The sequence below is a fragment of the Paenibacillus praedii genome (assembly GCF_049725345.1).
GTDB lineage: Bacteria > Bacillota > Bacilli > Paenibacillales > Paenibacillaceae > Pristimantibacillus.
Genome location: NZ_JBMWAM010000001.1, coordinates 388,054 through 414,356 on the forward strand (window position 1 = coordinate 388,054; position 26,303 = coordinate 414,356).

Annotated in this window: 29 protein-coding genes and 1 riboswitch; of the genes, 9 read left to right on the forward strand and 20 right to left on the reverse strand. The window is 50.0% G+C overall.

All coding sequences use genetic code 11. The features are described from left to right. Positions 1–388: 388 nt before the first annotated feature. Entirely contained in the window at positions 389–1,864 is a 1,476-nt protein-coding gene (locus ACO9K6_RS01910; protein WP_424765831.1) for a protein adenylyltransferase SelO, read from the reverse strand. A gap of 628 nt (positions 1,865–2,492) precedes the next feature. Here ACO9K6_RS01910 and ACO9K6_RS01915 point away from each other — a divergent pair. Then, entirely contained in the window at positions 2,493–2,726 is a 234-nt protein-coding gene (locus ACO9K6_RS01915) for an S-layer homology domain-containing protein (protein WP_424765952.1), read from the forward strand. Between the two features lie 86 nt (positions 2,727–2,812). Then, a complete protein-coding gene (locus ACO9K6_RS01920) occupies positions 2,813–3,181 on the forward strand; it encodes a toxin-antitoxin system HicB family antitoxin (protein ID WP_424765832.1) in 369 nt (122 codons plus the stop codon). Positions 3,182–3,275: 94 nt separating this feature from the next. Here ACO9K6_RS01920 and ACO9K6_RS01925 read toward each other — a convergent pair whose 3' ends face one another. Next, on the reverse strand, positions 3,276–3,518 hold the full coding sequence (locus tag ACO9K6_RS01925) for a YolD-like family protein (protein WP_424765833.1): 243 nt from the start codon (positions 3,516–3,518) through the stop codon (positions 3,276–3,278). A 336-nt stretch (positions 3,519–3,854) separates the two neighbouring features. On the opposite strand from ACO9K6_RS01925, the gene yjcZ reads away from it, so the two are divergent. Both yjcZ and ACO9K6_RS01935 read left to right on the forward strand, forming a co-directional pair. Next, on the forward strand, positions 3,855–3,980 hold the full coding sequence (yjcZ, locus tag ACO9K6_RS01930; protein ID WP_424765834.1) for a sporulation protein YjcZ: 126 nt from the start codon (positions 3,855–3,857) through the stop codon (positions 3,978–3,980). A gap of 1,092 nt (positions 3,981–5,072) precedes the next feature. Continuing rightward, entirely contained in the window at positions 5,073–5,231 is a 159-nt protein-coding gene (locus ACO9K6_RS01935; RefSeq protein ID WP_424765835.1) for a hypothetical protein, read from the forward strand. A 164-nt stretch (positions 5,232–5,395) separates the two neighbouring features. On the opposite strand, the gene ACO9K6_RS01940 is transcribed toward ACO9K6_RS01935, so the two are convergent. The 7 genes from ACO9K6_RS01940 to ACO9K6_RS01970 all read right to left on the reverse strand — a co-directional run bounded on the left by ACO9K6_RS01940 (position 5,396) and on the right by ACO9K6_RS01970 (position 11,788). Next, complete coding sequence (locus ACO9K6_RS01940) at positions 5,396–6,214, reverse strand: TatD family hydrolase (protein WP_424765836.1); 819 nt, start codon at positions 6,212–6,214, stop codon at positions 5,396–5,398. Next, positions 6,214–6,423, reverse strand: coding sequence for a hypothetical protein (locus tag ACO9K6_RS01945; RefSeq protein WP_424765837.1), 210 nt, complete (start codon positions 6,421–6,423; stop codon positions 6,214–6,216). Before ACO9K6_RS01945 ends, ACO9K6_RS01940 begins: the two co-directional genes overlap by 1 nt. After that, positions 6,398–6,673, reverse strand: a complete 276-nt coding sequence (locus ACO9K6_RS01950) for a hypothetical protein (protein ID WP_424765838.1) — start codon at positions 6,671–6,673, stop codon at positions 6,398–6,400. Before ACO9K6_RS01950 ends, ACO9K6_RS01945 begins: the two co-directional genes overlap by 26 nt. Before the next feature lie 216 nt (positions 6,674–6,889). Further along, positions 6,890–7,003: riboswitch (TPP riboswitch) on the reverse strand. 69 nt (positions 7,004–7,072) lie between these two features. Next, entirely contained in the window at positions 7,073–8,176 is a 1,104-nt protein-coding gene (locus ACO9K6_RS01955) for a GerAB/ArcD/ProY family transporter (RefSeq protein WP_424765839.1), read from the reverse strand. Between the two features lie 16 nt (positions 8,177–8,192). Beyond that, the gene (locus ACO9K6_RS01960; protein WP_424765840.1) at positions 8,193–9,404 is read right to left on the reverse strand and encodes a Ger(x)C family spore germination protein; all 1,212 of its coding nucleotides are present in this window, start codon (positions 9,402–9,404) and stop codon (positions 8,193–8,195) included. An 18-nt stretch (positions 9,405–9,422) separates the two neighbouring features. Beyond that, positions 9,423–10,970: a spore germination protein gene (locus ACO9K6_RS01965; protein WP_424765841.1), complete on the reverse strand. Its 1,548-nt coding sequence runs from the start codon at positions 10,968–10,970 to the stop codon at positions 9,423–9,425. Between the two features lie 332 nt (positions 10,971–11,302). Beyond that, positions 11,303–11,788, reverse strand: coding sequence for a DinB family protein (locus ACO9K6_RS01970; protein WP_424765842.1), 486 nt, complete (start codon positions 11,786–11,788; stop codon positions 11,303–11,305). Positions 11,789–12,054: 266 nt separating this feature from the next. Here ACO9K6_RS01970 and ACO9K6_RS01975 point away from each other — a divergent pair, with 266 nt between their 5' ends. From ACO9K6_RS01975 to ACO9K6_RS01985, 3 genes are read left to right on the forward strand one after another with little or no spacing between them, the layout of a single operon-like run. After that, positions 12,055–12,264: a hypothetical protein gene (locus ACO9K6_RS01975; protein ID WP_424765843.1), complete on the forward strand. Its 210-nt coding sequence runs from the start codon at positions 12,055–12,057 to the stop codon at positions 12,262–12,264. Then, entirely contained in the window at positions 12,254–13,519 is a 1,266-nt protein-coding gene (locus tag ACO9K6_RS01980) for a DNA polymerase IV (RefSeq protein WP_424765844.1), read from the forward strand. The genes ACO9K6_RS01975 and ACO9K6_RS01980 overlap by 11 nt, the downstream gene beginning before the upstream one ends. After that, positions 13,516–13,842 carry a YolD-like family protein gene (locus ACO9K6_RS01985; protein WP_424765845.1) on the forward strand — a complete coding sequence of 109 codons (327 nt, stop codon included), beginning with the start codon at positions 13,516–13,518 and terminating at the stop codon, positions 13,840–13,842. The genes ACO9K6_RS01980 and ACO9K6_RS01985 overlap by 4 nt, the downstream gene beginning before the upstream one ends. A gap of 24 nt (positions 13,843–13,866) precedes the next feature. Here ACO9K6_RS01985 and ACO9K6_RS01990 read toward each other — a convergent pair whose 3' ends face one another. Then, positions 13,867–15,165, reverse strand: a complete 1,299-nt coding sequence (locus tag ACO9K6_RS01990; protein WP_424765846.1) for a DUF2515 domain-containing protein — start codon at positions 15,163–15,165, stop codon at positions 13,867–13,869. Between the two features lie 162 nt (positions 15,166–15,327). On the opposite strand from ACO9K6_RS01990, the gene ACO9K6_RS01995 reads away from it, so the two are divergent. Then, positions 15,328–16,023: an SOS response-associated peptidase gene (locus tag ACO9K6_RS01995; RefSeq protein WP_424765953.1), complete on the forward strand. Its 696-nt coding sequence runs from the start codon at positions 15,328–15,330 to the stop codon at positions 16,021–16,023. Positions 16,024–16,073: 50 nt separating this feature from the next. On the opposite strand, the gene ACO9K6_RS02000 is transcribed toward ACO9K6_RS01995, so the two are convergent. The 5 genes from ACO9K6_RS02000 to ACO9K6_RS02020 all read right to left on the reverse strand — a co-directional run bounded on the left by ACO9K6_RS02000 (position 16,074) and on the right by ACO9K6_RS02020 (position 21,541). Next, positions 16,074–16,361 carry a stage VI sporulation protein F gene (locus tag ACO9K6_RS02000; RefSeq protein ID WP_424765847.1) on the reverse strand — a complete coding sequence of 96 codons (288 nt, stop codon included), beginning with the start codon at positions 16,359–16,361 and terminating at the stop codon, positions 16,074–16,076. Between the two features lie 80 nt (positions 16,362–16,441). Further along, positions 16,442–18,496: an ATP-dependent DNA helicase RecG gene (gene recG, locus ACO9K6_RS02005; RefSeq protein ID WP_424765848.1), complete on the reverse strand. Its 2,055-nt coding sequence runs from the start codon at positions 18,494–18,496 to the stop codon at positions 16,442–16,444. A 4-nt stretch (positions 18,497–18,500) separates the two neighbouring features. Next, positions 18,501–19,355, reverse strand: a complete 855-nt coding sequence (locus ACO9K6_RS02010; RefSeq protein WP_424765849.1) for a DegV family protein — start codon at positions 19,353–19,355, stop codon at positions 18,501–18,503. A 33-nt stretch (positions 19,356–19,388) separates the two neighbouring features. Further along, positions 19,389–21,125, reverse strand: coding sequence for a DAK2 domain-containing protein (locus tag ACO9K6_RS02015; RefSeq protein ID WP_424765954.1), 1,737 nt, complete (start codon positions 21,123–21,125; stop codon positions 19,389–19,391). Between the two features lie 56 nt (positions 21,126–21,181). Next, the gene (locus ACO9K6_RS02020; RefSeq protein WP_424765850.1) at positions 21,182–21,541 is read right to left on the reverse strand and encodes an Asp23/Gls24 family envelope stress response protein; all 360 of its coding nucleotides are present in this window, start codon (positions 21,539–21,541) and stop codon (positions 21,182–21,184) included. A gap of 294 nt (positions 21,542–21,835) precedes the next feature. Between ACO9K6_RS02020 and rpmB the strand changes: the two genes are divergently transcribed. Next, positions 21,836–22,024 carry a 50S ribosomal protein L28 gene (gene rpmB, locus ACO9K6_RS02025; RefSeq protein WP_056636926.1) on the forward strand — a complete coding sequence of 63 codons (189 nt, stop codon included), beginning with the start codon at positions 21,836–21,838 and terminating at the stop codon, positions 22,022–22,024. 93 nt (positions 22,025–22,117) lie between these two features. Here rpmB and spoVM read toward each other — a convergent pair whose 3' ends face one another. The 5 genes from spoVM to pknB form a co-directional block, all read right to left on the reverse strand. Continuing rightward, positions 22,118–22,198: a stage V sporulation protein SpoVM gene (gene spoVM, locus ACO9K6_RS02030; protein ID WP_010345573.1), complete on the reverse strand. Its 81-nt coding sequence runs from the start codon at positions 22,196–22,198 to the stop codon at positions 22,118–22,120. A 124-nt stretch (positions 22,199–22,322) separates the two neighbouring features. After that, the gene (locus tag ACO9K6_RS02035) at positions 22,323–22,595 is read right to left on the reverse strand and encodes a hypothetical protein (protein ID WP_424765851.1); all 273 of its coding nucleotides are present in this window, start codon (positions 22,593–22,595) and stop codon (positions 22,323–22,325) included. Positions 22,596–22,606: 11 nt separating this feature from the next. After that, complete coding sequence (gene rpe / locus ACO9K6_RS02040; RefSeq protein ID WP_424765852.1) at positions 22,607–23,251, reverse strand: ribulose-phosphate 3-epimerase; 645 nt, start codon at positions 23,249–23,251, stop codon at positions 22,607–22,609. A gap of 5 nt (positions 23,252–23,256) precedes the next feature. Next, positions 23,257–24,231: a ribosome small subunit-dependent GTPase A gene (gene rsgA, locus ACO9K6_RS02045; protein WP_424765853.1), complete on the reverse strand. Its 975-nt coding sequence runs from the start codon at positions 24,229–24,231 to the stop codon at positions 23,257–23,259. Continuing rightward, a complete protein-coding gene (pknB, locus tag ACO9K6_RS02050) occupies positions 24,188–26,302 on the reverse strand; it encodes a Stk1 family PASTA domain-containing Ser/Thr kinase (RefSeq protein WP_424765854.1) in 2,115 nt (704 codons plus the stop codon). The genes rsgA and pknB overlap by 44 nt, the downstream gene beginning before the upstream one ends. Position 26,303 lies beyond the last annotated feature (1 nt).

Genomic DNA, 26,303 nt, shown 5'->3' on the forward strand with positions numbered 1-26,303 from the left:
ATTTCTCCATTAACGCCACTTCCTCAGCTTAGCCACTTTCCTCTTATAAATAACCCTGAATTACGAAAGTAAAGCCTCACAAAAATATAAAAAGGTGCCCTGATCTTTGGTAGAATAGTGTTTGTCGAGAACACATCACCCAAAAGAGAGAAGCACCTTTAAGGTGAAGTTTACCGCAAAAATCGCTAATCTGAAAAAGGAATTTCCTGTTAGAAACGCCACAAATATTGCAGGCAGCAAAGTCATGCTCGCCTATCTTGAAAAAATTGGCTTGGATCGGGCCTTTCACACCTTAAGATTCTCAAAAGCCGCTAATGCCATATTCCCTTGCAAACATTTATTATGATGTTTTTCTTTTCAATGAATTGGTTGGTCTAATGCTTCTATATTAGGTACCGCAAAAGGTCCGGTAAGGACGGGTTGATAGCGCAGGCAGTGTGGAGTAATCAGCCTGCTCGGGGGAGTGCGCATAAGGGCTTGAAAGAACATCTAGCAGCCGCTCCATCACGCTGTAGTCTCCTTGTTTCACCGCTGCTTCTAGTGCGTCTTCAACCAGGTGGTTGCGCGGGATTAGCGCGGGATTGCTCTTCCGCATCAACTGATGCGAGGAGGCTTTTGGTTCCTGTTGCCTGCCTAGTCTCGCCTGCCACAGCTCATGCCACTCCGCAAATCCCGAATCGCCAAACAGGACCGTATCCTCCAGCTTATCAAAAGTTAACGCGCGAAAAGTATTCGTGTAGTCCGCACGATACTTCTGCATCATACTGAGCAGGCCTTCAATAAGGGATTCATCCTCTAGCTCATCGTTAAAGATACCTAGTTTTGCTCTCATTCCCGAAAGCCAATTACGGTGATACAGCTCGGTAAAATCTGAAATCGCATCCTCGGCCAATTCGACAGCCTGCGCCTCATTGACATGCAGCAGCGGCAACAAGGCTTCAGCAAATCTCGCGAGATTCCACGCGGCAATACGCGGCTGATTACCATAGGCATAGCGGCCATAAGTGTCAATGGAACTGAATACCGTTACTGGGTCATAGGCATCCATGAAAGCGCAAGGACCATAATCAATGGTTTCTCCGCTAAGAGCCATGTTGTCGGTATTCATCACCCCATGAATGAAGCCAACGAGCTGCCATTTGGCAATCAGCACAGCCTGACGCTTGATCACTTCCTGAAGTAAAAAAAGATAACGGTTCTCATCCGCGCCAACTTCTGGAAAATGTCTTTGCAATGTGTAATCAGCCAGGTCCTGGAGATCCTGGGCAGTCCCCCATTGTGAGACGTATTGAAAGGTGCCGACGCGCAGATGACTGGCAGCCACGCGGGTGAGAATTGCACCTTGTTGCTCGGTTTCGCGGATGACTGACTCACCGGTTGTTGCCACCGCCAGGCTGCGGGTGGTAGCAATTCCAAGCGCATGCATGGCTTCGCTGATGATGTATTCGCGCAGCATCGGTCCAAGCGCCGCTCGACCATCGCCTCGGCGGGAGTATGGCGTTTTACCTGAACCCTTAAGCTGAATATCTAACCGGTCGCCTAGGGGAGTGATCTGTTCGCCAAGCAGCAGAGCCCGGCCGTCCCCTAACAAGGTGAAATTCCCGAATTGATGCCCTGCATAAGCTTGGGCAAGAGGCAAAGCGCCTTCGGGAATCAGGTTGCCAGCAAGCACCGCTACGCCATCATTGCTTTGCAGCGCTTGGACGTTCAACCCCAGAGATGTTGCCAACGGACCATTAAGAATACTCAACTTCGGTGAGCGTACAGGGGTTGGGTTGAGCCTGGTAAAAAATGTTTTTGGCAGACGGGCATAACTGTTGTCGAAGTTCCATCCTGTTTCAATTATTGCTTTTTTCTCTGTCATCGTATCTCTCTTTTCTTTTATCTTTTTGCATCTTATACCGTTGGTACTGCAGATGGATATCATTGTACTATTGTTACTCGATAGTTGAATGATTATGTTCAATCAACAAATCTTTTAATCTGTTTTTAACTTCAGGCCAATCCTCATCAATTTCAGTTCTTCATGCACGAATGAGAAGTCAACCAACTCCTTGATTTGTCTTAACCTATTGTCCTTAGGAACAATTAAGTTATAGAGCGCTATGTATGGACCTACGATCAGCGTCTGTTGCTGTTGAATCATTCGAATCACCATCTCCCTATGATGACTTAATTATACAAGAAATAAGGTACAGCCTCCTCCTATTTTTGAGAAACTGTACCTTTTTTACATCATGGGGACTTTTTCAGTGGCTTCGATAATACTGGCTTCCTTTTAACTGCAAACGGTAATTACACGATTACAGGATGAAAATGAACCGAAGTATATTTGTACAAGCTGTGATCTTATAATACTTGTGTCTTATGAGCAAAATTCATAATCGTCGCTTTGAGTTACCGACCGTATTACGCGCGAGCATTTTTGCGAGGTTTTCATCAAGCTATATAAAGCGACGACAGACACGATTATAACGGAAACGTCCGAGAATCTGGACCAACAATTATTTTCTCCTTATGCTAGTGAGGCGATTATGTTTTTGTCCTCAGCAGATGTCATTAAAGGAATAACAAAGGACACCTTCGGACCCAAACAGCATGCCACCAACGATAAACAACTGTCTAGCACCAAGAACGCCCATGGGATAACCCGATCTGGGACCTTAGTTGCGTTTCTCATCAGACACAGAGATTCCACGAAGTTATTACTTCGTTATAAAATATGAACGATTAGACAGAAAAACAAAAAGCGGGACGAATATATAGTTATAAAGACTTAATAGAAATAATATTTTCGGAGGTGTCGTATAGAATGCAAAATTTCATGATGGAACGAAATATGAATTATTACCTCCAACTGCCTTACACGTTAACAATTCAAGAAATTGATGATGGAAAGGAGTCTTATTTCTACGGTTATTATGCAGAACTCGCAGGATGCGAAAGCAAAGGCGGGACAATAGAAGAGCTTCTTAGTAACTTAACAGACACAAAATTGGCATGGATTGCAATTAGATTCGAACGTGGGGAAATCATTCCTGAACCACAAACAGAATATAGCGGACAACTGCTATTACACGTGCCAAAGTCGTTACATCAGCAGCTCGCTATTCAAGCGCGTCAGGAAGGGATCACCTTAAACCAGTATTTGCTCTATAAGCTAAGCAGCAGATTACAATAACCCTGGAAACGCAAACGGCGGTTTAACACATGATTTTCATGTTCTAAACCGCCGCTTCGCTTTTTCTAATCAATCAACACTTAAAAAAAAGAGCTCAGTAAGAGCTCTCTACTTTCATAATGTCCAAGAATGGTATTTTTATGATCTCGCCTTGGTTACTGACGTGAACCATCTTCGTTCGAGAGTCCATATTTACGATTTTCCCACAAGGCTGATAATCCCAATTCCAAACGGTAAATAGTAATTCAGATTGTTCGTGCTTCGCCTCGACGAGTCGTTCGCCTAATTCCTCTAATGCAAACTCGTCTCGTGTCGGCCGTTTTGGTCCTTTTGCCAAGTATGTCTCCTCCAAGCTCTTGTTGTATTCGTTTCAAGCTGCCTTCTTCATCTAATCCATCCACGATAATGTCGATTAGTGTCCTTAACCTAATTGTCGTACTTTTACGATCTCTAATAAAAATATATTGATTGTGGACGCTCTTTTTTGCTCCAGAGGCCGCTGAAGTCTTTCCGTGTATCATCAAGCATGCTGTTCCATCGGCCCTATGTCAATGATTTTCTAAGTCTAGGCCAACGTCATGGAACATCGGTTACCATAGCAAACACCCAAGCACACAGGCGAAATCATGCATAACTTACAGAGTATCCACTACTTCAGGAGGTGCATGAGAATATGTCAGGATTAGTTGGAGGAGCATTCAATAACACAGGAATGATTTTGGTTCTTTTCATTTTATTAGTAATTATCGCTTGCAGCTGCATGAGCGGCATCGGCCCGGTTTGCGGAAAGGGCTGTTAATTCAACGTCTACGGCTTGCTTCATTCATGTATAAATGTGCAGTACTTATATTACAGACCCCATCCCTGGGTCTTTTTTTTGTTAAACTCTGAATATTTATACATAATACTAAATTACTTATTTTTGCCAATATCGGCTTGATCATCGAGGCTAGGCGTATATCACCTTCTAATTACCTCCCTGCCAAACACCCAAGCATATTAAAAATCCATGCATAACATACAGAGTAGTCTAGACGTAAGGAGGTGGGATGAACAATGTCCGGTTACGTTGGTGGTGCTTTTAACAACACTGGAACTATTCTGGTGCTCTTCATTTTATTGGTGATCATTGCTTGCAGCTGCATGGCTTGCAGATACTAAACTAGACCTAATACGCAATGCATACCAGCAGCGTACTCAAGTTACAAGGAGGTGTATTGGCGAATGTCTGGATATGTTGGCGGTGTTTTTAATAACAACCTGGGCGTCATTTTGGTGCTTTTCATCCTATTGGTGATTATAGCTTGCAGCTGCATGGGCAGAGTCTACTAAATAAGTGAGACGCAAGCTCCATCGTATTTAAGCTGCTATCATTCTTTAATAAAACCTCTCCCAATAAAAGGCCCACTCTGTGGGCCTTTTGCGACTCTTGCTAGTGATTGTCTTATATTAAGCTCCTGATTTAATCTCCGTCATTTCCCTCCTATTAACACGCAACAAGGTTGGCGCAACCATCTTATCGGATCTCCCGCTCGTTTAATTTTTAATTTGACTTACTTATCGGCCTTCATGGTCAGACTCAAATTAAGTTTGTTATCGGAGGGGTCTCGAAAATCCCAAATCGTCGGATTCAATTCTCCCCTACTCATGGTGTTATTCTACTTTTCAACAATCCGACAAAGATTTTTAAGGTACGGTTAAGGTTTGGTTTGTATAATAAGAGACATCAACCCCACCGTTGATTTATAGATCTAGGACAGTTGCCCACAGCGATGTGGGCGATTTTTTTTGAAACCAGATAGGCTTTAAAACGTTATAACTGAATATACATGCAAGTAGCAGAGGCTTACGAAGTGGTTTTGCGGGCGCAAAACCTGAAGGAGGCGATTCCGTGGAAACATTCGGCAGAGGATGTCTGTACATCATTGTCGGCGTCATAGCCGTGATGGCGCTAGCCTTTATTGTTGGAGGCACGATTACGATTCCGTGGTTCATCCTCATTCCCTTGATCATACTCGCATTCTGGGCCGCATCTAAGAAAAGTAAGTGAACGGATAGTCCCGCGCTATAATATGAAAACCGACACCTTGCCAGATGAGGCGGAATGTCGGTTTTTCTTTTGGCATCTATACACCGTCAAAATTCAGCCTTACACTTCTCCTTCACTGTTGCAGCTAAACCCGCTCCGCCAGCAGCACGACCTTTGCCGCATAACTATACGCCATAAAATCGCTTCGTATTCGCAAGCAATGCTTCCGCAATCTGCTCTGCAGGCCGCTCCTTAATGCGTGCAATATGCTGTGCAGCATCAGCAGCCATAGTCGGCCGAGTCTGCTTCCCGGTATAAGGGCCTTCGAACGGCCACGGGCCGTCGGTCTCCACCATCATAAGCTCTAGCGGATATTGCTTCACAAGCTGCTGTATCTCTTCTTCATACGCCACATCCGGTGTAATTGAAATCATATAACCGCTTGCTGCCATTCTCCGCACTGCAGCCTGGCTGCCCTTAAACCAATGGAAGTGTGCCCTCCGGACGCCATGCCTCTCCAAAATATCGCAGGCCTTGTCCGCATCCTCGTACACCGCATGCAGCACGATCGGACGATCCAGCTCTGTCGCCAGTGCGGCGAATCGGGCTAACAGCTCTAAATAAGCAGCTTCATCGAAAGCAATACCCGCTGACTCTGATGCTGTCCTTGTGTAATACGGCAGGCCAACCTCGCCGATCGCGAACGGCTCCCCTGCTTCATGCCGCATACGAATCCATCCAAACAGTTCATCGAGCTCCGCACCAGTGTGAATCGGCTGCTCCGGATGAAAACCGTAGGCCGGATGCACCCTTCCAGGATGCCGGATGGCAAGCTCTCGGTTCAGGATAGAGGAGGCCAGATGCATAGACACCGCTACTACGGCAGCAGCGCCTTCCGCAAAAGCCTCTTCCAGCAAGCCGTCTAGCTCCGCTTCCTCATATAAGTCGACATGAATATGCGCATCTATAAAAGAAAACGTATGCTTCTCTCCGTTCATGGGCATCACACGCTCTCCTTCATACCGACTTTAAGCAGCTCGTAAATACGCTGCTTCAGCTCATTAAATCGCGGATCGCTCCACAGCGCTTCGCTGCGCGGCCGCGTGAATGGAATCTCATATTCCTCCAGAACAACAGCAGGCGAAGCGGACAGCACAACAATCCGATCTGATAAAAACAATGCCTCCTCAATACTGTGCGTCACGAGCAGCACCGATCTGCGGTTTTCCTCCCAAATCGACATCAGCCACTGCTGCATTTGCAGTCTCGTCTAGGCGTCCAATGCCCCGAACGGCTCGTCCAGCAGCATTAATCGCTTGGGAGCAAGCAGCGGGTCTCCTTAAGAAGGAGACCCGCTGCAGCATCCCGCCGGACAGCACATGCGGATAGGCATCCGCATATTCATGAAGACCGATTCGCTCCGCAGCCTGCCAGCGCCAATACGAATACGAGCATAGCTCCAACGATTCTCCACGACGCTTGTCCTGCTTTTTTCTGATTCATGATGTGTGTTGCTCTCTTCGCTTGCTCTATTTTTTATAAAAGGTGACGAGCCTTCTTACGTGTCCGGTTCATGGAAATATAAAAAAAAAGCGTCCTCCCAATCCGGAGGACACCGTCAATTTGGCTGTGCAGCTGTTCCCTTCAGCATCGGCCGGATCAATCTAATCGAGCCTGCTGCATAAACAGAGCGTCTGTCCCTACGCTGGCATTACCCAGATCAGGTTTAAAGGGTCGGAATTATAAAGAAAATCCCCTCTCAGCCGGCCTAACCAGCTCCCCGGAACATATTTAGTTTCGTCAACATGTCAATTGTAAAGCAAAACCCGACCAAAATGCTAGTCTTTTTCTGAAAACCATTTTCAAAGATCACCTGCTTGAACCTTATAAGACTGCTTATACTTCTTGCGTACGCCCACCATCAGCATAAGCATCGGCAGCGCAACCTGGAATAACGGAACAATTTTGAGCGTAATATCTAAGCCAATCCAAATATGATACGTATAATTCGGCTCAAAAAAGGATGATACATAAATGACAATGCCGACCGGCATGACAGAGTAACGATGCGCTATGCCTGTTATGGCTTTGAAGGTGAGTACCGACGCCATATAGAACGCGGTCATTTTCACATACAGCCCAATGAACAAGAGCAGTGTAACAATAGCATCAATCCGCTCCAAGAAATTAGCAAGCCTAATGAGCTGTACCACCTCCAGCAGAGGGAGTGTCGACAGCTTTGACAGCTCCGGTCCAAGCACGCTCATGATGAGCGCATTCATCATAACCAAGAAGAGCGACACGGCGATCTGCGACCAATATGATATGCGTCCAATCGCTTTTTTTTCATTAACGTACTTCCAGAACACGAGCATGATCACCATCTGCCCGAAAGGGAAAGATAGCAGACTAGGAAAAGCTGCCTGTATGACGGGGATTGACCCATACTCTAGGACTGGCAGCAGCTGTTGAATATTCGGCAGTCTTGCAATAAACAGCAGCAAAATAATAATGAAGTAGCTAAACGCCGCAATCGGAAAGAGCAGCTGGACGACACGAATAAATACCTCCACCCCTTTGCTTACGCAATAGGCGGATACGCCTAAAATCATCAGCATCACAATCCACTTCGGCGTAAGTGTCAGGAGCGCCACTGCCGTCAGCTCGCCGACATCCCTCACATTGCGCATGGATTCATACGCGAACCAGACGGCATAAATGAGTCCAACGGCACTGCCGATCCATTTGCCAAAATGCATTATAAAAAGCTCGGCTAACCCTGCCCCCGGCGCACGCTTCTGAATATGAACGTAAATGACGGTGAGCAGCAAACCTGCCGCTGCCGCAAGGGACATGGCTAGCCACGCATCCTGCTTCGCCTTCATTCCGAGCTCGAACAAAGGAGTGCTGCCTATAAGGAAAATAATAATCAGAATGGACAGCTGGTTTTTGCCGATTTGCTGCATACCGTCTCCTTTCCGGCTACGAGCGCGCCTTCTCCTGCGCCTTTTTGAAGCCGCTGCCGCTCATGCCTGTTGCATGAAGCTTAACCTCCACCGTGATCTTTACTTCCATTTGCGAGAATAGCTGCGGCCAATCATCCTCCATCTTATGCCACAGCTTTGGATATTTATTGTGGATAACGTTGCCGAAGCCGACGACATCCGCCCGATGCTTGCGAACAGCCTCCCATCCGAGCGCCATCCCAGCTTGTATTTCCTTCTCGATTTTACCTTCTATCTTTTCCACCTCTTGCGGCTTGGACAGGTCGCCATCGCAATTGTACTCAAGCAGCTGCCCTTTCGCCATCGTGTGGACATACATCGTCCACTTGTCGCCTGATCGCTCAGGCCGAAGCTTGGTTTTTGCGCTGATGATGCGTATAGAGGACTCCTTAAGCTTGTTCTCATCGCGCTCGCAAGCAAATGAGACCGTTGTCCGTTTGATATGATCCGCCAGCCACATCACCCCTTGACTCTCATTCCTTGTTATCCAGCCTACCAGCTTATCCTTCTGAATTAATCCCAAATCGTGAAGCCTCACCTTCGAAGGCGTATTCGTCCGGTTCAGTTTATCCCCATGGTCCATGCTTTCGGTAGTACCGCCAACAGTGAGACTCGGAACGCCTGTCGCTTGCGACGCGCCCAGCAAGTCCAGCACCACCTGATACATCGTCATTTGGCGAAAGGCCGAGCTGTTTTTTTCTTCGTTGGCCATCATGCGTTGGATAGCCGTACCGGGTATTTTCTCCAGCGGGATGAGCTGCTCGAGCATCCTCCGTGCGTTTCCTTTTGCCAGAAACACACCCACCGTCTCGCGTGAATCCGAATTGCGCAAATAGACGTCGAATAATTGATCCAAGCCTTTCCGGGCCGCCTCCTCACCAATAATGATGATTTGATTATGACCAAAATATAACTGCCGCGACGTCTCCTGGCTTGCCCTGCTCGTTGCCATCCGAAAGTTGTCTCCCGTTGTCGAGAAGACATTAACCGCCACCCCACCGCCGGAGGACGGGCTTTGATTGGATATCGCCTGTGGAATAACCACCTGATAAGACAATTGCCATTTCCCATTCTGCCAATCGATGCTTGAAGCCGACACAATCCCGATTTCATTCAGCTCCACTCGATTCCAGCAGCCGCTTACCAGCAGACAGCAGAGCAGCAGCATGACAAGCCTTATACGGTTCACCGTTACCCCTCCTTTCAGCTATGGCTTCTCTGCTTGCCGCTGTGCGGGCGGCATCTTCCCCTTCCCCCTCCGCTTTGGATTACGCAGCTTCATATCAAGCGGCCTGAACACGATTGCCCACCACGGAAGCCGTACAAACATATCCCGCCACATCCCTTGCTTTGCTCCCCCTGGAGCTAACGGCGACATATACGGCACGCCGAACGAGCGAAGCGAGGCGAGATGGACAAGCATGAACAGCACCGATGTGAAAATACCGAAAAATCCAAGCATTCCCGCCATCAGCATGAATAGAAAGCGTATAATTCTTGAAGTAGCCGCCATATTGAACTCCGGCGTCACAAAATTCGATATCGCCGTGAAGGAAACGACGATGACCATCCCCGCAGATACGATGCCCGCTTGCACAGCGGATTGTCCTAATACGAGAGCGCCGACGATCGAAATCGCGGGACCGATCGCCCTTGGCATCCGCAGCCCCGCTTCGCGAAGCACCTCAAAGGTCATTTCCATGAGAAGCGCCTCCACAAGGCCGGGAAATGGGATTCCTTCCCGTTGAGCGGCAAGACTGATAAGCAGCGTCGTCGGCAGCATTTCTTGATGATATGTCGTTATGGCAATATATAAGGCCGGAAGCAGCATCGATACGACATAAGCGGCATAACGAATCAAGCGGACAAAGGACGCGATATCGTAACGCTGGTAGAAATCCTCAGGGGATTGAAAAAAACTGAAAAACGTCGTAGGAGCAAGCAGCACCATTGGCGTTCCATCAACCATGATCGCGACTCTTCCCTCAAGAAGCGAAGCTGCTACTGTATCCGGCCGCTCCGTATTAAGCAGCGTCGGAAATAAGGTGAAGGTCTCATCTTGAATGAATTCCTCAATATAACCGCTTTCGAGCACGCCATCGATCTCAATGGCACCCAGTCTGCGGTACACCTCCTTCAAAATCCCTTCATCCACAATGCCGCGCAAATAAAGCACGGCGACATTCGAATGCGTCTGCTGCCCGATCTTGTGCATTTGCACATGCAGGTCAGGGGAGCGAATAATCCGGCGGATCAGGCTAATATTCGTTCGGATATTTTCCACGAAGCTGTACTGCGGTCCCCGAATCACCGTTTGCGTCTGCGGAATAGTGACAGATCGCTGCTCGCCGCCATTCACGTCCGCCGTTAACGCCGCGGCACTGCCATCTGCCATAATAAGGCACAGCCCATCCGTCATACCTTGAAGCGCCTCATCCAGTGTGCTGATATGCTCCACGGAGCCAACCGCCAGGACGCAGCTGCGCAGCGCCTCCAGCAGCTTGCCGCCCTTGGCGTACGCATGCTGAGGCAGCTTGAGCGACATCAGCGGCTCCATAACGCTTTCATTAATTGTCTCCGAATCCACAATTCCGCCCACGTACATGATCGCCAGCTCGCGCTCTGGAGCCGCATCGCTGCGGAACGGCCGGATGACGATATCCGCGCTCTCGCCGAACCGGCTGCGGATCGCTTTCATATTAGCCTGAAGCGACGGACTAAGCGGCGTTAGAGCCTCTGTCGGTTGTTTGCTCATAGCGGCACCTTTCGTTTCCAAGTTGCTTCTATTTTGGCGCATAATGGATGCAATTATGTACCTAACCGATTTATTCGCTCACGGGTGTGGGTGGGTGGGGCGACATGTTCCACTGTACGATTATCGAAGCAGCAATATTCCCGCAGCTGTCGCATGGCGAAACGCAGACCGCTAAAAAAGGACAGCCTGCATTCGGCTGCCCTGTTTTATGTATGTGCTTCAAACGGAGCCTCAATATGCGACGGGCAATATCGCGATTCTACGATGCACTCACCCAGAAACGGCGCAAATATTGGAGGTTCAGATCGCTTGTCCTTATAATAATCATTCAATTAGTACAAATCGAACATGTTGACTTCATAGCCTTGCTCTTTCAAATATGTAAACAACTGCCCGCGGTGATGCTGCGCATGGGTAACGATCTCAATCAGCCATTTCGCCTGTACGGAGCCATGCTCCAAATAAAACGGTGTTGTTTTTTTATGAAGAAACTCCTCATCCGGCAGCTCCTTCATATACTTCTTCACATCCTCCATACCTGCGGTCATCCAACCGATTAATTGTTCCTGATCCAGATCTGCTGAAATAGCCCCCTCCAGCGCGCGAATCTCCTGCTCGCTCTTTTCCTGAAGTATCAGCAGATCTGTAGAAGGTACCGCCACGAGATGATGAACGAGCTCCAGCAGCGATCTCATATTTTCCCGCGGCCTGTAATGCCAGTGCTGCGGCGAAATTTTGCGTATGAGATTAGAAGACGTCCTGACGATAAGCTCCAATTCCTCGAATAGCAAATCCTTTATTTCCTTAACCGCTTGCATAGCTTTCACTCCATTCTTCCAATTATTTTACCTTGCAAGTCCAACTGGGCCTACTTCCCATTGTAGCTTATAGCAGTGGAAATCATTGCCACTATTATAAAAAATAACGGAGAAAAATAAAATTTTCAAATCGACACGACTTATGGAAATGATAACCCCCCTGACACCTTCTCCCCTTCTCAATAACATCCATAAAAATCCTGTAGAATAAGAACAGATGTTCTGTATATAATAAGAACATAAGTTCTTATACGGAGGGAAGCATCATGGCATTGGAAAAATGGTTAAATATGATCGGTTGTGTCGTTGATGTGATTTATATGAGCAAGAAGGGCCAGTTTACGAAAAGAAGGCTTCGCGTCATTTCCGTGCGCGATGGCTATGTAAGAGCTTTTTGCCTAAGCTCGGGCGCACAGCGCGTCTTTCTGCTTGAAAATATACTGGCTGCAGAGCGGGTGAACCGCAATGCCTCGTGAAAGAGTAGTTATGCTCGCCGACTGCCAATCGTTTTATGCATCGGTAGAGAAGGCCGAGCATCCCGAGTACCGGGATCTTCCCGTTGTTGTGGCCGGCGACCCTGAGCGCAGATCCGGCATCATTCTTGCCGCCTGCCCGATCGCCAAGTCGTTCGGCGTTACGACGGCGGAGCGTCTCGGCGATTCGCTCGCGAAATGCCCGGACCTTGTTATCATCAGACCGCGAATGCAGCTGTATATTGACATTTCGATGATGATTACGCGCATTTATCAGTCATACACCGACCTCGTCGAGCCTTATTCGATTGATGAGCAGTTTCTCGACGTGACGGGCTCGCTGCATTTGTACGGTACGCCGGAGGAGCTCGCGCGACTTATTCAGAGCCGGATTCAGCAGGAGCTTGGAATTTACACCCGCTTCGGCATTGCCGAGAACAAAATACTGGCGAAGACGGCCTGCGACAACTATGCGAAGAGAAACGAGGCAGGCGTCTTTGTCCTGTCGAAGGAAAGACTCCATGAGACGCTTTGGACCTTGCCCATAGCCAAAATGTTCATGGTCGGCAGCCGCATGACGCGGCATTTCAACGCAATGGGAATCGAGACGGTCGGCAAGCTCGCCGAGACGCCGCTCGATAAGCTGAAGCTGATGATGCGCCGCAAATTCGGCAAAAACTCCGATATTAACGCCGAGCTGTACTGGCGCATCGCGAACGGCATCGATGACAGCCCAGTTACGCCCGGCACCCATGAGGAGGCTCCGCGATCGGTCGGGCATATGATGACGCTGCCGCGCGACTATAGCAAGCTGGAGGAAATCAAGGTGGTGCTGCTCGAACTGACCGAGCTCGTCTGCCAGCGCTGCCGCGGCAAGGGCTATATGGGCCACGTCGTGTCGGTCGGCTGCATGGGCGCGGATTATGACCGTCCCACCGGCTTCAGCCGTCAAATGAAAATGGACGATCCGACCAACGTCACCAATCAGGTATATCGCGCGGCGGTCGAGCTGCTGCTGCGGCACTGGGACGGCCATCCGGTAAGAAAGGTCGGCGTCAGCCTGACGCAGCTGACAGCTGACGATGAATACCAGCTTTCGCTCTTCGATCCGCATCGGGAGAAAACAATGGCGCTGGAGCGGGCGACGGATGCGATTAAACGGAAGTATGGGGACGCTACTATATTACGAGCGGTTTCGATTACTCCTGCTGGGCAGGCACAGCACCGCTCTGAGAAAATCGGAGGACATTACAAATGAGAAAGAAGCTGGAAGGCAACGGACTTTGGGAATCAAGCCGCATGATGCTGCCTGAGCACAAAGTAGCCATTAATGAGCACGAAGCGGCTTTGCTGCTGCGGCAACGCGTCGAGCTGGACGAACAGGAGTGGGAAAATGTCGCCCGCTGCGTGACCGAGTCGCTGCAGCAGCGGCAGCAAATTACGCTTCGGCTGTTCCACCCTATCGAGGAGCTGACCGTAATCGGCATCGTGGACCGCATCGACCAGCAGCGGGGACGCTTCATGGTCGACGGCGAATGGTTCTTGATAGGCGACATCGAGGGCGCCGTCATAGAGGAGTGATGCAGCCTCAGCCAAATGTTCCGATTAGAGGAATTCATCTCTCCCAGACTCGCTCCGCTGCGAAGCAAGTACGGCAAGCTCGATCTTGTTCAGCATCATGCCGTATTCATTCGTAATTTCAAACGTATGCGGCAGCGGCAGCGTCTGGAAAAAAGGCAGCACATCGGCAACGGATTGAAACCAATCGCCGGGCTCAGGTGTCTCCAGCGGCTGGTCGCCCCACGCAGCGCTAAGCTCCGGGCTGTAGAGCGGCTCGACGCCAGGCTTCAGCCGCCCGCCCAGCAGCCGCTCTACATAGACGCGCTCAGGCGGCTGATGGCGTATGCGCGAGAACAAATGCGGCGCATAATCTGCACGCGAGCCCGTGTGCTTAACCGCGCCGGCAAAGCCTTTGGCGCCATCGTACACACGCGGAATGCCGAACAGCATCGCATACAGCCGTTTCCCGAATTCGATCCGCTCCTTCAAATGCTCGAAGCGCTCCAAAATTAGACCGGACAGCTTCAGCGCAGCGGCATCCTCCTTCTTGTCTTTTCCTTCTTGACCATGCCCGCTGCTATAAGGGAAAACCACACCATTAAGCTGCAGAAGCGACTGCAGCCCAAAAAAAAGCGTATGAAGCACCTTTTCGCGGAAGTAAGGATGCTGAACCACGCGCTGTTCAATATAGTGCTGCTCGTTGACAATCAAAGCGACCGTAAGCGGAATCGAATCGCGGTCACGCCAGAACTGCTTCCACACCGGCAGCATGAAGGAGGACACGCCAAAGGCCGGAAGCAAATGGTATAAGCTTCGCCCCTCGCGCCTGCTCCATTCGTAAAGCAGCAGCTGTGGATAAGCATCCTGGAAAATAAACGCGTTCGCTCGCTCCAAAAAACGAAAAACCGCTTCACGCTGCTCTGCATGAAGCAGCAGCGGAAGCCAATCCCCTTGCAGGTCGGTCATATTCCAGCCGCCGTTGCGCGATACCATATGCGCAAGCAGCGCCCAATGCAGCTCCGGCATGCGAAAGAAAACCGAGCGGTACGCTTCCGTTCGCGTCACATTGTTGCGGTTATGAGCAGCGGTCTCCGTCCGAATGCGCGCAATAAGCGCCAGCTCCTCCTCCGTGAAGCTGGCGGAGACAGCTGGCGCAGCACCCAGCTTCGTCCAAGCAGCTGAAAGCCTAGTCACAGCAGCCTGCGAGAGCCGCAGCGGCACAGCTTCGGCCAGCATCGTATGCGAAACGCTCATGGCGTCCCATTTTCCAACCGCGTAATCGAACGCTGCGCCTGGCAAGGCGAGCAGTTGCCTAAGCCAATAGCCGAATGAACGGCGATGCATGCGTACCCCTCCTTATTGTCCATCGTCAGCGCTCTGATGAGATAAACCCTATATATGCCAGTATCCTCTACAGAGTGCTTCACCATACCTGGAAGCAAAATAAGCGATAATGGAGCAGGCGTTGTATAATAAGGACAAATTCTGAACAGGAGGTGAACAACGATCTGCGGAAGATACACGCTAACCGTAACGCTGGATGAGCTAATGGTCAGATACAGAATTGGAGAAACCATGATCCCCTTCCATCGACCAAAATATAATGTGGCGCCAAGCCAACAGGTGCTCGCGATTATTAACGACGGACTAAGCAACCGGCTCGGAGAGTTAAAATGGGGGCTTATTCCGCCATGGGCTGATCATCCCAAGATCGGCTTCCAAATGATTAATGCGCGCTCGGAGACAGCTGCAAGCAAGCCTGTCTTTCAATCCCCGCTCCGCTCCAAGCGCTGCCTCATCCCCGCGGATGGCTTCTATGAGTGGAAGACGACCGCAAATGGCAAGCAGCCTATGCGAATCGTACGGAAGGATCGTGCCCTATTCAGCCTCGCTGGCCTGTATGAGACATGGGTTTCGCCAGACGGCTCCAAAATCAACAGCTGCACCATACTGACAACAACGCCCAATAAGCTGATGGCCCCGATTCATGATCGTATGCCGGTTATTTTGAAGCCAGAAGACGAGCAGCTTTGGCTGAATCGCGCCGTATCGCATGTGAATCTGCTTACGCCGCTGCTTCAGCCTTACAGCTCCGAGGAACTGGATGCATACCCGGTATCCCCTTCCGTCGGCAGTGTCCGTAATGACGATGCCTCCCTCATCGAGCCCTTTGCGGCGGGCGAGCAGCTGGAGCTGTGGTAATCGCAGCAAGCCAATAACCGTTCATAAAAAAAATCGCCGACCGAAAACGGTCAGCGAAACATCCCCCACAGCTTCAGCAAATGAAACGTGTTGTTGGGATCAATTTTTTGCCCTAGAACAAAGGCGACGATCTGTTCTTCCTGCGTATCCGTAAGCTGCTCCTGCAAAATAACGGCAGCAGACTTCACAAGCCTTCTCACCTTCGGCCGGTCCTGCAAATCGGCCTTGGTCACATTGCCCAGAAGCTCGCGAATCCGCTCCTTTACGGCAGGGTTTTTCATTTTAAACTTGACACGTTCGACCAACTGCGGCTGTATGCCGTATTTTTGGTAACTCAACGTCTAGACACCTCCATCCGGCAGTGCATTGCTCTCCAATCTCAACGTTACACTATATGCCGAAGGAAGGTAAATCTTGCCTAATCAAGCTGTTCCCCTTGAAAAACCGGATCAGTCTGCAGCACTCTGCGTACTCTGACAAAGGACTCATTTGTCCAAAAATCTTCTCGCTCCGTCAATACAGCCGCATCCTCGCGGGCAAGCTCCAGCACCTCGTAATCCGCAACCATGTCAGCGAGCCGGAACTCCGGCAGACCGCTTTGCTTTGTGCCGAAGAAATCGCCAGGACCGCGAATTTCTAGATCACGCCTCGATACCTCGAAGCCATCGTCCGTATCCGTCATCACCTTCATCCGCTCGCGTCCCGTTTCTGACTTCGGATCGGCGACCAGAATACAATGCGACTGATGCTCGCCCCGGCCTACCCGTCCACGAAGCTGATGCAGCTGTGACAAACCGAAACGCTCAGCATCCATAATAATCATGAGCGTCGCATTCGGCACGTCAACGCCTACCTCAACGACGGTAGTCGCGACAAGCACCTGCGTTTCATTGGCGCCAAAAGCGGCCATGACGCTCTCCTTCTCGGCTGCAGACAGCCTGCCGTGCAGCAAGCCCACCCGCAGGTCGGGAAACGATTGCTGTGTCTGCACATACAGATCGATCGCATTTTGAACGTCAAGCTTCTCCGACTCCTCAATCAGCGGGCAAATGATATACGCTTGGCGGCCCTTGCTAACCTCCTTGCGAATAAATCCGTACACCCGTTCCATCATGCTGTGCTTTACCCAATAGGTCTTTATCGGCTTTCTTCCATGCGGACGCTCGCGAATGGTCGACACGTCCATATCGCCGAAGGCCGTAATAGCCATCGTCCTTGGAATGGGAGTCGCCGTCATCGTAAGGACGTCGGGATTCATCCCTTTGCGCCTCAGCACGCTGCGTTGATTTACGCCAAAGCGATGCTGCTCATCAACAACAACTAATCCGAGGCTGCGAAAGAAAACATCCTCCTGAATAAGCGCATGCGTCCCGACAACGATATGGATCATCCCCATCTGAAGACCGGCAAGCACATCTCGCCGCTTACGCTCGGTTAAGCTTCCTGTCAGCAGTGCGACCTCAATGCCTATTTCCGCAAACAGCCTTTGCAGAGAACGCATATGCTGCTCGGCCAGTATCTCGGTCGGCACCATAAGCGCTCCTTGATGGCCGGCCTTCACCGTGACATACAGCGCGATGGCCGCAACGACCGTCTTGCCTGAACCGACATCGCCTTGCAGCAGCCGATTCATGCTGGAGGGCCTGCGCATATCCGTTAAAATTTCATTGACAACCTTCTTCTGTGCATCTGTCAGCTCAAAAGGCAAGGCAGCCGCGAATTGACGAATCGTCTCGCTGTCCATCCGATGAGCGATACCATCATTACGCTTCCGATTTAGCGCCCGGTAGGCTTGCAGCTTCAATTGAAATAGAAACAGCTCCTCGTATACAAGCCGTCTGCGCGCAGCTTGTCCTTCCTTCGTATCATCCGGTAAATGAATACGCTGCACTGCATCTCGTCTAGCCATCAGATCATGCTGCTGGACAAGCTCATACGGCAGCAGCTCTTCGATCATCGCGCCGTACTGCAGCAACGCTTGACGAATCGTCTTGCGCATCCAGCCTTGCGTAATTCCTCCGCCGACTGAATAGACCGGCTGCAGCGTTCCTGACTTAGAGGCCCCGCCGCTGCCCGGAAATTCGGAATCCGATACCGTCATTTGCAGCCGCTTCTGCTCCCACTTGCCGGTAAGCATAATTTCACGGCCGAGCGTAAGCTGGTCCTGTAGAAAATGCCGGTTGAACCATACCGCCGTAACCAGCCATTGCCCGACTTCAACCATACAAGTCAGCCTCGACTTGCTGCGTCCATAGCGCTGCAGCACAGGCACGCCGCGCACATGTCCAAGCACGGTTACCTTATCGCCATCCTTCACGTCGGTTAGCTCGCGAATGCGGTAATCCTCGTAACGAAAAGGGAAATAATCAAGTAAATCAGCAACGGTCTGCACGCCAAAGGCGTGAAGCTCTTTTTCCTTAGGAGCGCTCACGCCTTTGATTTGCCGAACTGAAATTTGATCCAGCTCTATCATAGGATCACAGCCTGCGCATGAACACGGCCGAAACGGCTGGTCCTGTATGTGTTCCGATAACGCTGCCAATGGTGGTCCAGTCTATTTCTTGAACATTGAACTGGCTCTTGACGAGCTCGCCAAGCTCCCTGCCCGTCTCATTAGACTGCGCCCAAGCCATCGTGACGTTAACCGGCTCATCCCCAAACTCCTGTTTAAGAAGCTCGATGATTCGCGCTATCGCTTTTTTGGAGCCGCGCATCTTATCGACCGCGATAACGACGCCTGTAGGATCAAGCGACAAAATCGGCTTAATGTTAAGAATGGACCCAATAAGTGCGGATGCCTTGCCGATCCGACCGCCCTTTTGCAAATATTCAAGCGTGTCGACCAAAAAATAAAGCTGCGTATCGCGCTGCAACTTATCATGAGCTTCGATGATTCGTTCCTTGGATTCGCCTGCCTGCGCCATTTCAGCCGCTTTCACGACACGCATCCCGAAGCCGTAAGAAGCAGATTTCGAATCAATCAGCGTAATATCGGAATCCTGCTCAAGCATAGAATGAGCAATAACCGCCGACTGATAGGTGCCGCTGAGCGCTGATGACAAATGAATAGAAATAATAGGCGAATCAGCATCCTCTGCGAGCAAACGCTCGTATACATCCAAAAATTCCTGCGGCGAAGGCTGCGAGGTTGTCGGAAGCGCCGATGCTTGCGTCAGCTTCTCATAGAAGCGGTCCCCGTCTATCGTTAGCGCATCCAAATACGTTTCTTCTCCAAAAAGTACCTTAAGCGGAACCATCACGATGCCTAACCGCTCTCTTACTTCTGCTGGAATGTCGGCCGTGCTATCTGTTACAATTCGAACTTTTCCCACGTTTCATCCCTCCAACATCAATAAGCTTTCCTTTTATTCTACTGCCAGCACATACGGGTAAAGAGGCTGTCCGCCGTTTTGAACCTCCAGCTCAAGCTCCGGATACTGCCCGGCAACCCATTCACATAGTGAAGCCGTCTCGACAGAATCTGCTTCTTCGCCAGTAAAGACGGTCAGCAAATCGCCGCCGCTCTCCAGCATGCTGCTGATCAGTCCTTGGCAGGCTTGAAGCAAACTAGCATGAGAGACAACAATCGTTTTCTCCTTGATGCCGATATAATCGCCTTCTCGAATGTCAACACCTTCTATCGTCGTGTCGCGAACCGCCTTCGTAATTTGACCGGAAAGAACTTGCTCCGCTGCGTTCTTCATCCATAACGTATTGCGTTCCGCCGATTCGTCCTCCTTGAAAGCTAACACAGCCGCCAAGCCTTGCGGAATGGTGCGGGTCGGAATAATCGTTATGTTACGCTCACTAAGCTCTGCTGCCTGCTCCGCCGCCAAAATAATGTTTCCGTTATTCGGAAGGATATAAATATGCTCTGCAGACAGCGCCTCGATTGCCTTTACGAAATCCTCTGTGCTGGGATTCATCGTTTGACCGCCGGACAACACGGTATCGACATCATTTTCAAGAAAAATGTCTGATATCCCTTCCCCAAGCGCAACCGCGATAATACCATAAGGAGCCCGCTCGAAAACTTGTCCGGGCGGAGTGACTTGGACAATGGCTTGACCAGCCAGCAGCTCGGCAGCTGAAAAATCAGCCGTGCTCACATCCGTGAAGTCATGCTCCAGCAAATCGCGATGCTGCTCACGCATGTTCAGAATATGAATGTCAGTCAGCTCTCCGTATGGCAGCGATAAATTAAGGACATCGCCAGGCTTGCGCGAGTGAACATGAACCTTAATTATATCCTCTTCGGTTATTACCAGAATAGAGTCGCCGTCCTTTTCCAACGCGCGTTTGAAAGCGGATTCATCAAAGTACACTGCTGTTTTTCCGCTGTGTTTACGATTGATAAAAAATTCCATGTCATATAAATATTCAATGTCGTCCGTTGATAAGCGAGCCTGTGCCGATGTCCGCTCCAGCTTGCGAATAACAGGAGCTGCTGCGGGGACTGCCACCTCCTCCGGAGGCGCGGCTTCTGACGGCATCGCATACGAATCCTGATAGCCGCTGCCATCTGATTCCGACAGACTGCGCATAAAGCCTTCATAAATGAATACCAGACCTTGTCCACCCGAGTCAACGACGCCAACCTGCTTCAGCACAGGCAATAAATCAGGCGTACGCTGCAGCGCTTCATGCGCCTTCTGATGGACCTCCCGCATAAGCTCCGCTACGTCATTCGTTCGGCGGGCATATTGGACCGCATGCTTCGCAGCTTCCTTGGCGACGGTAAGAATCGTCCCTTCAACCGGCTTTACTACAGCTTTGTAGGCTAAATCAACGCCATGCTGCAATGCTGCCGCTACTTGAGCAGCGCCAGCCTCCTCGAGATTGGCCAGCGATTTCGAGAAGCCGCGTACCAGCTGCGATAGAATAACGCCCGAGTTCCCTCTGGCACCCATCAACAGACCCTTAGACAATGCTTCCGCCGCTTTGCCGATACTCTCAGATGGCTTGCTCCGGAGTTCACGGACACCGGAAGTCATCGTTAAATTCATATTCGTTCCCGTATCGCCATCCGGCACCGGAAACACATTCAGAGCGTTGACATACTCTGCATTTCGTTGTAAAAAATCCGCGCCGAGCAGTGCCATCGCGGCAAAATCAGATCCGTTAATTGAGCGCTTACCCAACGAAAATTCCCTCCCTGTTACTTGGATACCCTGACGTCTTGCACAAATATATGGACTTCTTCCACTTGTAGACCGATTACGTCATTCAGCACATATTTCACCTTGGATTGAATGTTATGCGCTACCTCGGAAATCTTCGTTCCATAGCTCACAATGATGTACAGGTCAATATGTTGCTTTTCATTTTCCCTTCTGACAACTACCCCGCGGGTAAAATTCTCTCGTCCGAGCAACTCGGCAATACCGTCCTTCAGCTGTTTGCGGGAAGCCATTCCGACGAGTCCATAACAATCCATGGCCGCAGAGCCTGCAAGAACGGCTATGCAATGGTCGGTAACATGGATGGAACCTATTTCGGTGCTTAGCTGCATAGGCATGGAAATACACTCCCTTACTGTATATATTATGGACTATGTACCATTGTACTATAAATGGCTCCTTTATAGAAGTCTGTTCGAAAAATCCAGCAATTCTGCGAAAAATAAAGATTTTAACTCGAAATAAGTCATGTTTCACTTTATATTTAGGTTGTACAGTCTCGCTGTTTATGTTACTATATTCAAGTGTGTTTAAATGTTATTTGTCTAACGAATGAAGTTTTCCTCACGCATAACGGAGCCAACGCTTTTGGAATCAGTTTTGCTGCAGCAAGACTTAAAGGAGGTGTAGTCATGTCCCGCAAATGTTTTCTAACAGGTAAAGCACCTGGTACAGGTAACAACGTATCCCACGCTAACAACAAAACTCGTCGTTCTTGGGGCGTAAACGTGCAGAAGGTTCGCATTCTGGTTGACGGTAAGCCGAAACGTGTTTATGTCAGCACTCGCGCACTGAAATCCGGTAAAGTTACCCGCGTATAATGATGGCTTAAGCCATAGACAAAAGCACCTGAGCGCTCAGGTGCTTTTTTTCATGTTCACGATCGCAGCCTTTGGGGATCCACGAGCTTCGATCTAATTTTTTTGAAAGGTATTCAAAATCGCCTTAACGAACCCGCCCAAAAATTTCGGCAGCTTGATCGTGTAAAATTTCATGCCTCATCCCTCCTCAGACACGCTCATCGAATTGACCCGTGACAAGAACCTTCGCTCATGTAACCATCCTATGCGTTGTCAGTTCGTCCTATTCCATCGTAAGCGTGCCGGGAAGAGCCCATTCTTAGACCGCTGCAGGAAGCGGGTTATCTCTTATATAAAGCACTGCGGCTATCGTAAGCGCAATCAGCAGATAAAAGACTATGCCGAGCACGAAGAAGGATATTCTTATTCCCAACGTATCAAATCTTCGAAAAAAACGTATGCCTATGTATAAAGCAAGAAGCGAAAATAAATATTTGATCATTCCCTCTATAAGTGAGAACATCGCCAGCATGGCACCGGCAAGAAACGTGTAACCCAGCAGCCACAGCGTCGTTTTTAGCCGTTCATTCATTCTATCCGCTCCTATCTTAAAGCAGCGATGGCCGCTGCGCGATCCCGCTCTGCAAATACGGCATTGCCTGCTACAAGCACATTAGCGCCAGCCTCCCGAATCAATGGAGCGGTGACATTGTTTACGCCGCCATCAACCTGCACGTCTACTGCATGCAAGCCGCGTTCCTGAAGCATAGCGCGGAGCTGCCGCAATTTAACGAGCGAGTATGGAATGAACGCTTGACCGCCAAAGCCTGGATTTACCGTCATAATAAGCACAAGATCTAAATCCTGCAAAATAGGCTCTAATACATGTACCGGAGTCGAAGGATTGATGGCAACACCAACCGGCAGTCCTTTTTCCTTAATAAAATGAACCGTTCTATGCAAATGAACGCACGCTTCGGCATGCACCGTAATCCTGTCTGCTCCAGCTGCTATATAATCAGCAAGCGACAGCTCCGGCCGTTCGATCATTAAGTGAACGTCAAAGGGCAGCGATGTTGCAGAACGAACCGCTGAGATAACAGGCGGACCAAAGGTCAAGTTCGGAACAAAATGTCCGTCCATGACATCGACATGAATCCAATCCGCTCCGGCTGCATCAACCGCCTTAATTTCCTCCCCGAGCCGCGCAAAGTCAGCAGATAATATAGAAGGCGCGATAATTGTCATTGTGGTTAGTACCTCCGTTTTTTCTCTTTCATTTCCGCCAAGAATAGGATGTAATGGTCGTACCTGCTTTGTTCGATCCGACCTGCCTGCAGCGCTTCAAGCACAGCACAGCCTGGCTCCTGCACATGCGTGCAGCCGCGAAATTTGCAGCTTGGCGACAGCTCGCGCATCTCGACAAAACAATAACCCAAGTCCTCAATGCCGAGCTCGTTGAAATCCAACTGACTGAAGCCCGGCGTATCCGCAACTAATCCGCCGCCGATTTCAATAAGCTCGACATGCCTCGTCGTATGCTTGCCTCGGCCAAGCCTATTGCTGATTTCATTCGTCTCAAGCGTAAGGCCGGGTACGATTGCATTCAGCAAGGATGACTTGCCAACGCCCGACTGCCCAGCGAATACGGCCAAATGACCGATCAGACGCTCCTGCAGCTGCTCAATCCCTTGGCCAAGACGGGAGCTGGTCCCGAACACCTCATAACCAAGTGCCTGATAAATACGATTAACGGAGGCAGCCGCAATCTGCGCCTCCTCCGTTTCCATTCCGTTATTTTCCAAATCCTGTTTGCTGAGACAAAGCACTGCCGGAATGCCCGCATGCTCAATATGCACAAGAAACTTATCCAGCAGATGCAAATTAAGCGCTGGCTCCGTAACCGAGAATACTAAAATCGCCAAATCAATATTTGCTACCGGTGGACGAATAAGCTCCGAGGAACGAGGTAAAATCTCCTCAACGGTTCCTTCCCCGTTCTCGGTTAAGCTGTATAATACCTCATCACCTACAAGAGGGGAGATGCCCTTATTCTTAAATACGCCGCGTGCGCGGCACTGGACAGGCTCCGAGCTCCAGCCCTCATCCTTAGCCCGAACATAATAATAACCGCTAAGCGCCTTTACAATTGTGCCTTTAAGATGAACGGTGTTTTGGACAGGGTTAAGGCTGCTGCTGTGGCTCTTCTTCTTGGGCTGCTTGCTCATCGCTTTCGTTAACCTCCGCTTGTGCCGGTTCTTCTGAAGGCGGCGCTTCCGTCGGCGCCTGCTCCTCACCCGGAATAGTCACGGTGGACGAGTTCGTACCCTGATCCACCTCTTCGTACGTGATCGATTTTGTATCTATGAACTGATTATCGCGATAAACCGTCACTCTTGCCTCTGTATCCGGCGCTAGTACAACCGTAACAGGGAAGCTTTGCGTGCCCGAAATTTGCTGTTTAACCGCTTCAATTTCTTCACCGCGCGCATCAGAGTAGACAATTCGGATTTCGCTTGTTTTCCCCGCTTCCGCAGGCGATATGACGATATTGAACTGATGCGCCTTCGCATCAGCCGGCGGGCCGGAGCTGACACTAATCGAAACCTTTGAACCTTTTGCTACTTGCTCCTTTGGCTGGTAAGGCTCTTGGCTTATGACATAATCCTTCTGGTGCAGATAGCTTGGTTCATATAAAATATCGGCATCTTCAAGCACCAGCTCGCTAGCCCTGATCAGGTCCCTCGCTTCAGCAAGACTGTTGTCGACTAAATTCGGCATCGGAACGGTTTCTCTGCCTTTGCTGACCATGAACCAGAATTCCACAGTCTCTGGATCAAACTGCACACCCGCCTTCGGTGTTTGCTGAATGATCGTATCCGGCGCTTCCTCGCTAAACACGGAATCCGTGACGATCCGGTCCTCAGAGACCCCAAGCGCAGTCAGCTCATCTATCGCATTTTTCAGCGTTTGACCAACGTAATTATTCAACTCCTCCAGTTCGGGACCTTCGCTAACGGTAAGCTGAATGAGCGAGCCTTCCTTCACCCGCATATTCATTTTCGTCTGACTTATCACCTGATCCTTTGGAATGTCCTTATTAAACTCGCGAACCACAGGGTCCTCTACTTTAAGTCCCGCCGCTTCTATCTCTTGCCGCGCTTCCGTTTCCGGCTTGCCAACGACATACGGAACGTCTACCTCGGCCACGTCCAATCTCCCGAGCAGCCAAATAAATCCCATAATAATAAGCGCCAGGATAAGAAGGGTCGCGCCAACGACGGTCAGCGGCTTCTTCCATTCCTTCTTATTTGAGGCGAGCTCTTTTGTATTCCACGGAGTGTCCGTATCGGACGCGGCACTCTGATCGATCCTGTCTTTGGCAGCTACCGTCTTAACATCGCCGCGAATGGCAGGCATTACCCGAGTCTCTTCCATATCATTAACGTTCATAAACGTTATTTTCGGTTCGTTAAGTCGATCGGGCTGCAAGCAGCTGTCCAAATCGAGCAGCATCTCATGCGCAGAGCCATAGCGTTCGACCGGGTTTTTGCGCATTGCTTTAAGAATGACGTTCTCCACACTTTGCGGAATATGAGGATTAGCGATACGCGGATCTTCGAAATTTTCCTGCAGATGCTTCAAAGCTACGCTTATCGGGCTTTCTCCAAAGAAGGGAAGCTTTGCTGTCAGCATCTGATAGAGCACGATCCCGAGCGAGTACAGATCCGATTTCTCCCCTGTATTGATTCCTTTGGCGTGCTCGGGAGAGAAATAATGGACGGATCCAATAACAGAGCCGGTTTGTGTAATCGTGGATGAGGTCACCGCGCGCGCTATTCCGAAATCCGTCACCTTGACCCTTCCATTTTTCCCAATTAATATATTATGAGGCTTGATGTCACGATGGATGATATGATTCTGATGAGCGTGATCGAGCGCATCCGCTATTTGCGCAGCAATATGCACCGCTTCTTCTGCCTGCAACGGTGCGCGCTCTTGAATGATTTCGTTCAAATTAGGGCCTTCAACATACTCCATAACAATATAATGCGTTTCATCCTCTTGCCCCACATCGTATATGCTGACGACATTTGGATGAGATAACGCGGCTGCCGATTGCGCCTCGCGGCGAAAACGGCGAATAAATTCCTCGTCATTCACAAATTGCTGCCGCAGCACCTTTACCGCTACCTTACGGTTCAGCAGCACATCATGCGCTTTATAGACAAGCGCCATCCCGCCGCCGCCGATGCGCGTCAAAATTTCATAACGTCCGGCCAAGTCATGTCCAATCATT

What these genes read in the sequence shown, in the direction of transcription:
- ACO9K6_RS01965 (WP_424765841.1), bottom strand. Translation starts at nt 10,970, where the DNA reads ATGAGCAAACAACCGACAGAGGCTCTAACGCCGCTTAGTCCGTCGCTT.
- ACO9K6_RS01910 (WP_424765831.1), bottom strand. Translation starts at nt 1,864, where the DNA reads ATGACAGAGAAAAAAGCAATAATTGAAACAGGATGGAACTTCGACAAC.
- spoVM (WP_010345573.1), bottom strand. Translation starts at nt 22,198, where the DNA reads ATGAAATTTTACACGATCAAGCTGCCGAAATTTTTGGGCGGGTTCGTT.
- ACO9K6_RS01955 (WP_424765839.1), bottom strand. Translation starts at nt 8,176, where the DNA reads ATGCAGCAAATCGGCAAAAACCAGCTGTCCATTCTGATTATTATTTTC.
- ACO9K6_RS01975 (WP_424765843.1), top strand. Translation starts at nt 12,055, where the DNA reads ATGGCATTGGAAAAATGGTTAAATATGATCGGTTGTGTCGTTGATGTG.
- pknB (WP_424765854.1), bottom strand. Translation starts at nt 26,302, where the DNA reads ATGATTGGACATGACTTGGCCGGACGTTATGAAATTTTGACGCGCATC.
- yjcZ (WP_424765834.1), top strand. Translation starts at nt 3,855, where the DNA reads ATGTCAGGATTAGTTGGAGGAGCATTCAATAACACAGGAATGATTTTG.
- ACO9K6_RS02020 (WP_424765850.1), bottom strand. Translation starts at nt 21,541, where the DNA reads ATGCCTATGCAGCTAAGCACCGAAATAGGTTCCATCCATGTTACCGAC.
- rsgA (WP_424765853.1), bottom strand. Translation starts at nt 24,231, where the DNA reads ATGAGCAAGCAGCCCAAGAAGAAGAGCCACAGCAGCAGCCTTAACCCT.
- ACO9K6_RS02015 (WP_424765954.1), bottom strand. Translation starts at nt 21,125, where the DNA reads ATGGCACTGCTCGGCGCGGATTTTTTACAACGAAATGCAGAGTATGTC.
- ACO9K6_RS01940 (WP_424765836.1), bottom strand. Translation starts at nt 6,214, where the DNA reads ATGCCCATGAACGGAGAGAAGCATACGTTTTCTTTTATAGATGCGCAT.
- ACO9K6_RS01990 (WP_424765846.1), bottom strand. Translation starts at nt 15,165, where the DNA reads ATGCATCGCCGTTCATTCGGCTATTGGCTTAGGCAACTGCTCGCCTTG.
- ACO9K6_RS01980 (WP_424765844.1), top strand. Translation starts at nt 12,254, where the DNA reads ATGCCTCGTGAAAGAGTAGTTATGCTCGCCGACTGCCAATCGTTTTAT.
- ACO9K6_RS01985 (WP_424765845.1), top strand. Translation starts at nt 13,516, where the DNA reads ATGAGAAAGAAGCTGGAAGGCAACGGACTTTGGGAATCAAGCCGCATG.
- ACO9K6_RS01920 (WP_424765832.1), top strand. Translation starts at nt 2,813, where the DNA reads ATGCAAAATTTCATGATGGAACGAAATATGAATTATTACCTCCAACTG.
- rpmB (WP_056636926.1), top strand. Translation starts at nt 21,836, where the DNA reads ATGTCCCGCAAATGTTTTCTAACAGGTAAAGCACCTGGTACAGGTAAC.
- recG (WP_424765848.1), bottom strand. Translation starts at nt 18,496, where the DNA reads ATGATAGAGCTGGATCAAATTTCAGTTCGGCAAATCAAAGGCGTGAGC.
- ACO9K6_RS02035 (WP_424765851.1), bottom strand. Translation starts at nt 22,595, where the DNA reads ATGAATGAACGGCTAAAAACGACGCTGTGGCTGCTGGGTTACACGTTT.
- rpe (WP_424765852.1), bottom strand. Translation starts at nt 23,251, where the DNA reads ATGACAATTATCGCGCCTTCTATATTATCTGCTGACTTTGCGCGGCTC.
- ACO9K6_RS01970 (WP_424765842.1), bottom strand. Translation starts at nt 11,788, where the DNA reads ATGCAAGCGGTTAAGGAAATAAAGGATTTGCTATTCGAGGAATTGGAG.